The sequence below is a fragment of the Bradyrhizobium sp. WSM2793 genome (assembly GCF_000379585.1).
Lineage (GTDB): Bacteria > Pseudomonadota > Alphaproteobacteria > Rhizobiales > Xanthobacteraceae > Bradyrhizobium.
Genome location: NZ_KB902829.1, coordinates 1 through 11,690 on the forward strand (window position 1 = coordinate 1; position 11,690 = coordinate 11,690).

Consider the following 11,690-nt stretch of genomic DNA (forward strand, 5'->3'; position numbering starts at 1 on the left):
CACGACAACTTCTTTGATCTGCAGGCGGCGTGGGGGGCATTCTACTCCGCTCCGAGCGGCTGGTCCTTCTCCAACAATATGGATATGCGCACCGGCCAAGTGGTCAATTCGAATAATACGAGGTCATCCGCAAAATTAAACAGAGCATCGCCACCACGGCCAACGTCGCGCTGATGGTTCGTTTGCGCATCTTCAACAAGACCGTCGAATCCGGCCCGCTTCAAATGCGCGGCCTGGGAAGGCACCGCATCCCGAAACGCGAACTCTCGGCACGCGTTTCTAGCTCTTTTTGGCCGCCCTAGATCCGCGGCCGAGCCGGTGCAATGGATCAGTGCTCAGTAGTGCAGCTCACTCCTGATCTAGGTTTCTTCTTCATCGGCTGCGACATTGTGCGCCAGATGCGAGCTGGTTCGGCTGCCATCATTTTCGCTTGGCATGACTAAATTCAGATCTTTCGCGCGCAGCTTTTGTAAATTTCCGATCCGCTGCGAATTCGTGAGCTAATGTCTTGTAGTAGAACGCGAATGATCAGGTGTTTCATCTGGCATAAATAATCGAATAAATACGTACTCCAGTATATTGTTATTTTTCGGTGGATAAGTTTGAACGCGCAGTCACTACTTTAGATCCCTGAATTACCTTTGCTGAGTCGTGTTGTTGTCCCAAAAAAGCCTTTGGTGATGAGCCATACGGAGGTCGCCTTGCATCCGAGCTTGGCTCTACATGATCTGAAATCGCTGCGGACTCAAATGGGGTTATTTGATCGCGCAGTGCGTGGCAGACCAGATTAAACTCGAATAGGGGACCCTCCTTAATGGCAACTTCGCAACTTCCGAACCTGCTTGACGGCTATGCTGTGCGGCCGACCTGGAATGTCGCCGGCGTCGATTATGCAGTTGGGACGACGTCAACATCGCTCAAGGATCCAGCGACGATCTCGATGGCGGGTGTTTCGGTAGATTCGTCGAGCCGCACGATCACAATCAGCGGAAGCAACATCACGCTCGATGGGTATGATTTTTCGCTTCACGGCGGCTATCAGGTGACGGTCGCTGGATCGAATGCGACGATCTCAAACAGCAATTTTGCGATTGGCACCAACCCGGGATCATATTTGGTTTACGGGACCTCCGCAGCGTCCAATCTCACCCTCACACATAATACCTTTGATGGCAGCGCCATCGGCAACGCGACATCGTTCATCGGCTTCGCTGGTTCGGGCCAGGTCACGATGGAGTACAACTGGTTCAAGGAATTTCCGCAGCACATCGTCGAATTCACGCAGGCAAACGGCAGCCCAAGCTTCTCCGTCGTCTACAAATATAATCTGATCGAGCAAGGGGCGATTGAAGACGGCGCCCATCTGAACTTCCTGCAGTTCGGCGGTGGTACCGCGAGCTCGGTGGATGTCGAGTTCAACACCACCTATCAGACGCCGCAGGCCTCGGGAGGCGAGGGCTTCCAGTTCTACAGCAATACTCAGGGCGGGGTGATCCAGGATGCCGTCATGGCATACAACACGATGATTGCGGCCGGTGGATCCGCCGGTTCAGCGATGTCGTATATGGTTCATGCCAATTCCTATAACGACGACAGTTCTGCCCTCAGTGGCAGCGTGCACGACAACTTCTTTGATCTGCAGGCGGCGTGGGGGGCATTCTACTCCGCTCCGAGCGGCTGGTCCTTCTCCAACAATATGGATATGCGCACCGGNCANGTGGTCAATTCGAATAATACCGAATCGGCGCCAACATCTTCTCCAGTGGTGGTGCCGGCAGGGGCTGATGGCTCGTCAGGCAGCACATCGTCTGGTTCCGATTCGACCGGTTCTACTCTGCCTGTCGCTCCTGTCATCGCGTCCTTCTCGGCCGACAGCGGTGTCGCCGGCGACCGCATCACCAGCGACAATACGCTCGAGCTCAAGGGTACCGCGGGAGCAAACAGCACCGTCAAGATTTATGATGGCTCGACCCAGATCGGTACAACGACCGCCGATTCTGCAGGCGCCTGGGATTACATCACAAAGGTCCTGACTGACGCCAAGCACACGCTCACCGCAACGTCGACCAACTCGTCGGGTCAGACCAGCGCGGCGTCGTCTGCGTTGGCAGTCACCGTCGACACCCAAGCGCCGGCTGCGCCGACGATTGTCAGCCAAACGGTGAACAGCGCCAATCAGGTTGTGATGTCGGGCAAGGCCGAAGCGAGCAGCGTCGTAAAGGTGTTCGACGGCACGACCCAGATCGGGACCGCGACCGCCGACAGCAGTGGCCTGTGGGGCTATACCTCCGGCGCCCTTGCGGCCGGCTCGCACAGCCTGACCGCGAAGGCAACGGATGCGGCAGGGAATACCAGCGCGGCGTCCACCGCGGTCACGGCCAGCACCGGTACCTCGGCGCTCCCAGCCACACCGACGTCGCCGACACCAACTGCGGGCACGGTAATCGAGTCGGCTGGTGCTACACGGCTCGTTGAGAATGGTGACAAGTACTACCTCAACACCAGCACCGGGACGGGCCCCTCGCTGAAGTATGGTGGTGTGGATGTTGTCGACGGGTCAATTGGCACCTGGGCTCCCATTGCCGCGGAGAAAACGGCGACGGGCTATCAGGTTGTCTGGAAGGAGGCGAGCACTGGTCAATACACGGCGTGGAACACCGACAGCAACGGCAACTACGTCTCCCATGTCAGCACCCTGACCGGCTCCACGTCGGGCGGCTCGGTGTCGGGTACGAACTCTGGCCTTAAGTCGCTCGAGACGAGCTTCCAGCAGGATCTCAACGGTGACGGGCAGGTCGGTGCTTCCAGTGCAGCCGTACCGACATCGCCAACGCCAACTGCGGGTACAGTAATCGAGTCGGCTGGTGCGACACGGCTCGTTGAGAATGCTGACAAGTACTACCTCAACACCAGCACCGGGACGGGTCCCTCGCTGAAGTATGGCGGTGTGGATTTTGTCGACGGGTCGGATGGTACCTGGGCTCCCATCGCCGCGGAGAAAACGGCGACGGGCTATCAGGTTGCCTGGAAGGAGGCGAGCACCGGTCAATACACGGCGTGGAACACCGACAACGACGGCAACTACGTTTCCCATGTCAGCACCCTGACCGGCTCCACGTCGGGCGGCTCGGTGTCGGGTACGGACTCTGGCCTTAAGTCGCTTGAGACGAGCTTCCAGCAGGATCTCAACGGTGACGGACAGATCGGTGCTTCCAGTGCAGCCGCACCGACGTCATCAACGCCGACCGCTGGTACGGTAATCGAGTCGGCTGGTGCGACACGTCTCGTCGAGAGTGGCGACAAATACTACCTCAACACCAGCACCGAGACCGGTCCCTCGCTGAAGTATGGCGGTGTGGATTTTGTCGACGGGTCGGACGGTACCTGGGCTCCCATCGCCGCGGAGAAGACGGCGACGGGCTATCAGGTTGCCTGGAAGGAGGCGAGCACCGGTCAATACACGGCGTGGAACACCGACAACGACGGCAACTACGTCTCCCATGTCAGCACCCTGACCGGCTCCACCTCGGGCGGCTCGGTGTCGGGTACGGACTCTGGCCTCAAGTCGCTTGAGACAAGCTTCCATCAGGATCTCAACGGCGATGGGCAGGTCGGTACTTCGAGCCTGGCTACGTCGTCCACGAGCACCACGCAGACCATTGCTACTTCGAGCCCAACGACCAGCAACACACAGACGAGCACTTCAGGCAATGACGTGTTCGTTGGCACCAGCAAGGCCGACACTTTCTCGTTTGCCGCGAATTTCGGCAACGATGTCATCAAGGGCTTCGTTGCCAGCGGACCTGCTCACGACACGATCGAGTTTAGTAAGAGCGTGTTCGACAGTTTTGCCAGTGTTCTCTCCCACGCGACCCAATCAGGCGGCGACGTCGTCATCGCGACGGGGGACGACACGCTCACGCTGAAGAACATGAAGGTCGGTTCGTTGACCAGCCAGGACTTCCACTTCGCGTAAGGTGTGGGCATCCACACCGAGTAGTACTCAACAACTGCCTTGGGGATCTCTTGGGGGATCTTCCGTCAAAGGCATGGTTCAAGGGCGACTACCATGATTGACTTTGGACGGCGGGGGGGATTCCCCCCGCCCGCGAATCTCATTCGGATTCCACTTCTTCACATATCAGAGCTCTGGGCGTCCGGACGACAGTGGGCGGATGACGCCGAACTGCGGCCCACGCGACTGATCGGCTTGGCGAGGCGGCCGGTCGAGGCCCTGCGGCAACGGATGTTCGCTGGTCGGTCCGGACCGGCGGAGCCCTATGAGGAACCGCAGTCGGAGATGTCGGCTTTCCTGCGGTCTTGCCGCCGTATTTTCTGGGCTCTCGCGGCCTTCAGCGGAATGAGCAATCTCCTCATGCTCACCGGCTCGTTTTTCATGCTGCAAGTCTACGACCGCGTGCTGCCCGGACGCAGCATACCGACGCTGGTCGCCTTGATGGTTCTGGCCACGGTCCTCTACGTGTTTCAGGGGGGGCTCGACTTCGTCAGAAGCAGGATCAGCGCGCGGGTCGGGCGGTATTTGGATGAAAGGCTCGGCGTTCGCATATTCGACGCGCTTGTTCGTCTGCCTTTGAAGACCAGGGCCGATGGCGACGGCCTGCAGCCGGTGCGGGATCTGGATCAGGTCCGCAGCTTTCTGTCGAGCGGCGGGCCGACTGCGCTCTTCGATCTACCCTGGATGCCGATCTATCTCGGCGTTTGCTTCCTCTTTCACTTCTGGATTGGCGTCACTGCGCTGGCCGGCGCGTTGGTGTTGATCGGCATTACCATGCTCACGGAAACCCGGACGCGCGGGCCGGCAAAGGCGTCCTCGCGTCTCGCAGTCTCGCGAGCGGCACTGGCGCTCGAGGGACGGCGAAATGCCGAGGTTCTGCAGGCCATGGGCATGCGGCAGCAGGCGGCGTTGCGTTGGCGGGATGTCAACGCGAAGTACCTCGCGGCCCATGAGCGGGCCAGCGACGTCGCTAACGGGCTCGGAGGCGTCTCCAAGCTCTTTCGAGCGATCTTGCAATCGCTGGTTCTCGCCGTCGGCGCAGTCCTCGTCATCAACCAGGAATCGACGGCCGGGATCATCATTGCCGGATCAATCCTCACGGCGCGGGCGTTGGCGCCTGTCGAAATGGCCATTGCGAACTGGAAAGGGTTTGTTGCTGCGCGGCAATCGGGGGGGCGGCTCGATGCTTTGCTGAAACTTCTGCCCGGCGAGGAGGAGCGGCTGGCATTGCCTCCTCCTGTTGAAACTCTCACCGTCGAGCATCTCTATATCGGCGCTCCGAACTCGGAGCAGCCCACCGTCAATGACGTGTCGTTCCAGTTGCGGTGCGGGCAGGCGGTTGGAATCATTGGTCCGAGCGGATCCGGCAAATCGACGCTGGCACGTGCGCTGGTTGGGGTATGGCCGGGCATTCGAGGCCGGATACGGCTGGACAACGCCGCACTCGATCACTGGTCTTCTGACGCCCTCGGCAAGCACATCGGGTACCTGCCTCAGGACGTGGAGTTGTTCGACGGCAGCATCGCGATGAATATTGCGCGTTTCGATCCGCAGGCGACCGCCGCCGCTGTTCTGGAGGCCGCGCATGCCGCGGGCGCGCACGATCTCATCCTTTCGTTTCCGGATGGCTACGGCACGAAGATCGGCGAGGGAGGATTAGCACTGTCGGCGGGGCAGCGGCAGCGCATTGGGCTCGCTCGCGCCTTCTACGGCAATCCGTTCCTGGTGGTGCTCGATGAGCCCTCGTCCAATCTCGACGCCGAGGGCGAGGAGGCGCTGACCGAGGCGATCCTGAACGTGCGCCGTCGCGGCGGGATCGTCGTCGTGGTCGCCCATCGTCCGAAGGCGCTTGAAGGCGTCGATCATGTCTTGTGCCTCGGGGAAGGCAGGGTTCAGTCCTTCGGCAAGAGGGAGGAGGTCCTCAAGAAGGTCTTGCGAAATCCCGTGCCGCTCAAGGTGGTCGCGGAAGCTCAAGGAGGCAACCGATGAACGGCCAGGTGGTGGCGCCGGCATTGCAATCCATCCAGCGTTATATGATCGTCGGTATGATCCTGTTCGGTCTGGTGACATTTGGGATCGGCGGTTGGGCGACAACGAGCCAATTGTCGGGCGCGGTGATCGCCCAGGGCGTGGTCGTGGTGGATTCGAGCGTCAAGAAGGTTCAGCACTCCACGGGTGGGATCGTGGGTGAGTTGCGCGTGCGCCAGGGCGATCGGGTCAATGCAGGCGACGTTTTGATCCGCCTCGACGAGACTCAGACGCTCGCCAATGCGACGATCGTCACGAACAGCATCGATGAGCTGCTCGCGCGCCAGTCTCGTCTCGAGGCCGAGCGCGATGGTGCCGAGCAGGTCGTTTTTCCCAAGGTGTTGCTCGACCGAGCCAAGGAGAGCAACTCCGAGGCGAGCCGTGCAATTGCTGCGGAGCGGAAGCTGTTCGACCTCCGCCGTCAGGCAAGGAGCGGCCAAAAAGCGCAGTTGCAGGAGAGAAGCGCGCAGCTGGAGAACGAGATCAAGGGCTATACGGGGCAGACCGAGGCCAAGCAGAAGGAAGTCGAGTTCATCCGCCAGGAGCTCGAGGGCGTGCGCAGCCTCTGGCAGAAGAATCTGGTGCCGATCACGCGGCTCAATTCCCTCGAGCGCGACTCCGCACGCATCGAAGGCGAGCGCAGCCAGTTGGCCGGCATGATTGCGCAATCGAAAGGCAAGATCTCCGAAATCGGCCTCCAGAGCATTCAGATCGACCAGGACCTGCGGACGGAAGTCGGCAAGGACCTCATCGAAACGCGCTCAAAACTCTCCGAACTGGGCGAGCGCAAGACTGCGGCGGTCGATCAACTGCATCGGATCGATATCAGGGCGCCACAATCCGGCCGCGTCCACGAGCTCAGCGTCCACACGGTCGGCGGCATCATCTCACCCGGCGAGCAAATCATGCTGATCGTGCCTGACGCGGATTCGCTTGCCGTCGAGGTCAAGATCGCACCGAAGGACATCGACCAGGTCTATGTGGGGCAGACAGCGACGATGCGCTTCGCAGCGTTCAACCAGAAGACCACGCCCGAGATCGACGGCGAAGTGAGCATGGTCTCGGCAGACATCACGCAGGATCAGCGTGCCGGCACGAGTTACTACACCGGTCGCATCCTGTTGAAGCCGGAGGAGCTGGCGAAGCTCGGTTCGGCCAAGCTGCTGCCAGGAATGCCGGTCGAGGTCTTCATCAAGACAGCTGGTCGGACCGCGCTGTCCTATCTGCTCAAGCCGCTGCACGATCAGGCGGAGCGTGCATTCAAGGAGCGCTGAGCTGGTGCAAGATGGAAGCAGCGCTCGATTGCATGTGTTCGGGACCGGCGCCCTTCCCCTGGGCGTCGCGACCAGCGCTGGAAAGCACGGGCGGGCGGTCGCAAGCGCCGGAAGCGGGGGTGCCGGTCCAACGAGCGGGCGTCTCAATCCGGACCGGCGTCTGCAGCCTGATTTGAAATATCCGGCGCAGCATCCAAGAAATCGGGTGGAGCGAACGTGACGAGACCGCCCAACTCCCGGTGAAACGCAGTAAATCGTGGGCCTTCGATTGAGCGACCGCGCCGGACGCTTGTTTTCTCCAGGAGGGGCGATGGGGTGCTCGAAACGATCGTCCGCTCAATACGTCCATTCGCTTGGTATGCAGGCTCATTGCGGCCACGAAACCGAGTATTGCAGCCTCAGCTCCGAGAATGACGAGTAGCTCGACCGGCATTGAGATAGGTCCTGCCCGAGAAAGCCTGTTCGACGGTCTAGCTCCGGCGAATATTTAAATCAGCATGAAAATATATCGATGGCAAATGATTGTTCGCGCGCTCGGCGGGACCAGCATCCGCCGCGCAGTAGCGGCTTTCCCCGAGGGCGATTGAGGCTCTCTCTCTCTCTCTCTCTCTCTCTCTCTCTCTCTCTCTCTCTCTCTCTCTCTCTCTCTCTCTCTCTCTCTCTCTCTCTCTCTCTCTCTCTCGGCGCCATCCCTTCTATTGATTCTCACCCGTGTAGGACGCTCTGCGGCCCTCACTGTTATGTCTTTTGCGCTCAGTCGGATATTTAATACTATTGCTATTTAAATTAAATGTATTATAATAGTCATTAAATACCCTTTTGGTGGTCAGGCGGCGCGCCGGCCAGCGTACGGAGGGGCGGTGATTCAGCGAACCTCGGGCCCGGTCGTCGCCGGCGCCATAGCTCTCGTGATCGGGGGCGTTCAGTGGGCGCGTGCAGCATTGCTGGTCATGCCAAAGCCTCCCCGTGCGGACCTTGCACACATCGAGCTGGGGCGTCCCGCTCTTCCGCCCCTCACTTACACGGTGTTTTGCCTGCGCTATGAGGCCGAGTGTCGTCCGCGACGCTTCTTCCGCGGCGGGCCGATCCGGTTGACGAAGGAACGGTGGGCGGAACTGGATGCAGTCAATCGCGCAGTGAACCGGGCCATTGTTCCGCAACCTAACGAACTCGGCCTTGCACATGAGGAGTGGCTCATTAATCCGGCTCGCGGCGATTGCAACGACTACGCAGTGAGCAAGCGTCATGAACTGCTGCAACGTGGCTGGCCCGCGCGGGTTCTGCTATTGAGCGAAGTGGTGCGAGGTTCTGGAGACCATCACCTTGTGCTCGTGGTGCGTGCCAGGACTGGCGATTTGGTCCTCGATAATTTAACGCCCGAGATAAAGCCTTGGTCGCGGGCACAGTACGGTTGGGTCCGGATGCAGACGCCGCGCGACAGCCGAATGTGGGCGACGACTGGCCGCTCAGGAGCATGATTTCTGCGGTGGCGGGCAGCAGGCGACAGGCGAGAGCAGGCTCGCCCGCCGTCAGGACGCCGCAAGGCCCAGCGTGTTCCCGGCGGCGGCCGTCGAGTCCAGCCAACGTCGGATCGTACCGTCATATATATCGGCACCGTAGAGCCAGCCGTCGGGCCCTTTCTGCAGGTCCACGATGCCTTGTACGTTGTCCACCAACTGAACGCTTGCGATCTGCCGGTTCGCATCCAACGTCGCAGCGAAGATTGTTCCGTTATAGACGTCGTCGAAGAACATCGTATTCTGATTATAGAAATCTCCAGCGGTGATTACATGGGCGTTGTCGGGTGCGCCGTGGCTAAGAGACAGGATCGGGAACGCGGCAGGCGGGTCTGACAAATTGTTGCGGTTGCCGTTATTATAGAAAGTGATCGCCTGGGACAGGTTTTGGTAGCTGGCGGTTTTGTCCGGACCTTCAAAGTATGGCCATCCAAAATTTGAGCCGGCAGGGCCCGTATCGATCTCTTCCCAGTTGTTCCAGCCCACGTCTCCAAGCACAGGCAGATTCGTAACGGGATCGAAGCTGAAGCGGTACGCGTTGCGGACGCCGTAGTAGAACACTTTCGACTGATTGCTGTTTGGGTCGCCAGCCTGATAGTACGGATTGCCGGGCGCTCCCTCACCCGTAATAGGATCGATCCGCAAGAGCTTGCCCGAGAGATTGTGGATGTCCTGGACCCGCACTGCGCGGGGATCGACGAAGTTGTACGACGTGCCATCCCCGACCGTGAGGTAGAGATAGCCGTCGGGACCGAAATGAACGGCACCGATCGAATGGGAATCGCTGTCGGTCGCAAGATAGTCCCGGATGTTCTGGTTCTGGATGCCGGCCCTATCAGGATCGTTGTCCTGCGCTCCTGTCTCGATCTGGCTCGCAGGAGCCGTGATGGTGGTGCCGTTGACGATGCCCGAAGGAACGATGCTGGGATCACCGCCGCTGTTTGCGTCGGGGCGGCTGGTATAGGCCCAGATGCTGTTCTTGCCGACCAGCACCACTTCGCTAGACGGATCGGCAATCATCGTGGTGGGGTCGACTGTCACCCTCACCAGACGGCTAGGTCTGTTGCCACCCCCGTCGGCCGCTGCGAGCCCGCTCTGAGTCGCCGTCTCGGGCGGATCGTAAGTGTACAGCAGGTAGACATAGTGGTTGCTTGCGAAATTCGGGTTCACCGCGATTCCCAGCAGCCCGCGATCACCGAAATCATTCACCTCGCTCGAAAGGTCGATGAGCGGGGTCGATCGCAATGTGCCGTTGTCCACCACGCGCACCACGCCGTCCTTCTGCGCAACCAGCATGTAGCGGCCGTCGGGCGTCCAGTCCATCGCCGCAGGCTGGTTCAGACCCGACACCGCGGTCTCGCCCACCAGGTTGCCGAGAGCGGGGTTGTCATTGTCCAGGATCTTCACCGTCGTCGTCGCCTGAGAGCCGAGTGTGGCGCCGGTCGGGTTGCTCAAGGTGACGGTGAAGGTCTCGTCGTTCTCCGGCGTCGTATCATTGATGATCGGCACGGAGATGGTCTGGCTCACCTGTCCGGCGGCAAAGGTGACCGTACCGGTCGTGGTCGTGTAGTCGGCCCCCGCGATTGCGCTGCCGCTGCTCGTCGTGAAGCCGACCGTGGCTGCTTGACTGGCGTTCCCGCTGCGCAGCAGCGTGACCGTCGCGGTTGGGCTAGTCTCAGCAACGCTCAACACGACGTCTGCCATTGCGATCGAGGCGGGTGAGTCGTCGTCGATGATGCTGACGAGCACGGTGCGTGGAGCTCCGAGGGATCCGGAGCCCGGATTTTGAAGTCCGATTGCGAACGTCTCATTGCCCTCGGTGAGTTGATCGTTGACGATCTGGATAGTGAAGCTCTTGGTGCTCTCTCCCGGTCCGAAGACGACCTGGCCGGTGTTCGTCCGACCATTGAAGGTGGGCTGGATGAAATCCGATCCAGCAGTCGCGGTACCGCCGGTGCCGATCTCATTTGTCGTGTACTCAACGGTGTTTTGAGACGAGAGGTCGCCGGAGCGCACGACGGTGATGGTGGCTGTGCCGGCCGCTTCGCCGACATAGATCGTAGAAGTGTTGAGTAGTGCGATGACGTTGGACGGAGCGAACACGACGTCGCGAAAGTAATTTGAATTCTGATAGACGGCGGTGGGGAAGACGCCCGCGCTGTAGTTGAAGACACCTGCGCCGACCGGAGCGTTCAGGCCGCCATGGCTAATGCCGGAGGCGAAGCCCTGGGTGGTGGAGACGTAATAACTGTTGATATTGACCGAGACCACATAGGTCGTACCGGCCGCGATGGTGAGCGGCGTGGCGAGCGCCTGCTGCTGCCAGCCCGATGCGCCTTCGTTGGTGAACGTGACCGTCGCCAGCTCCTGGCCCGTTGCCGACCAGATGTGGCCGACATGGGTGCCGGTCTCGTTCGAGGCCTTGTAGTACCGGATCGCCTGAATCACGCCGGAATTATCGGCGGTGAAGCGCATCCCCAGCTCATAGTCCGCCCCTGTCCCGTCGGTGGCATTGGTATTGGACGGCGTCTGGGTGGTGAACAGGGTGGTGGTGGCACTCGCAGCTGCAACCGTCGCCGTGGCCGCGCTGGTTGCGTTCTCGCCGGCGCCGAGCAGATCGGTGTAGGTGGCATTCACCCGGATCCGCTTGCCGACGAGGCTGCTGTCGAGGGTGAGACTCGAGGTCGTGGCGGACAGATTCGTCCAGGTGGTGCCGTCGGGGCTGCTCTGCCAGCGATAGGTGATGCTCGCCGGGACGCCGTCGGGATCCGTGACGCTGGCCGTCAGGGTCTGGTTCTGGGTCGCCGTGCCGCTGATCGTGACAACGCCGACGTCGTTGACATTGGCCACCTTCGT

At 60.5% G+C, this 11,690-nt stretch carries 5 protein-coding genes; 4 read left to right on the forward strand and 1 reads right to left on the reverse strand.

Annotation, left to right across the window (positions count from 1 at the left end; translation table 11 throughout):
• Positions 1-814 precede the first annotated feature (814 nt).
• The 4 genes from A3AS_RS49690 (at position 815) to A3AS_RS46265 (ending at position 8,795) form a co-directional block, all read left to right on the forward strand.
• Complete coding sequence (locus A3AS_RS49690; protein WP_018322874.1) at positions 815-3,976, forward strand: Ig-like domain-containing protein; 3,162 nt, start codon at positions 815-817, stop codon at positions 3,974-3,976.
• Between the two features lie 270 nt (positions 3,977-4,246).
• Positions 4,247-6,004, forward strand: a complete 1,758-nt coding sequence (locus A3AS_RS0139135; protein ID WP_018322875.1) for a type I secretion system permease/ATPase — start codon at positions 4,247-4,249, stop codon at positions 6,002-6,004.
• Positions 6,001-7,317: an HlyD family type I secretion periplasmic adaptor subunit gene (locus A3AS_RS0139140; RefSeq protein WP_018322876.1), complete on the forward strand. Its 1,317-nt coding sequence runs from the start codon at positions 6,001-6,003 to the stop codon at positions 7,315-7,317. Before A3AS_RS0139135 ends, A3AS_RS0139140 begins: the two co-directional genes overlap by 4 nt.
• 863 nt (positions 7,318-8,180) lie before the next feature.
• Positions 8,181-8,795: a transglutaminase-like cysteine peptidase gene (locus tag A3AS_RS46265; RefSeq protein WP_084674999.1), complete on the forward strand. Its 615-nt coding sequence runs from the start codon at positions 8,181-8,183 to the stop codon at positions 8,793-8,795.
• 51 nt (positions 8,796-8,846) lie between these two features.
• Here the strand turns inward: A3AS_RS46265 and A3AS_RS44450 are convergent.
• Positions 8,847-11,690 (reverse strand): DUF4082 domain-containing protein (locus A3AS_RS44450; protein WP_018322877.1); only part of this gene is annotated, 2,844 nt, incomplete at its 5' end.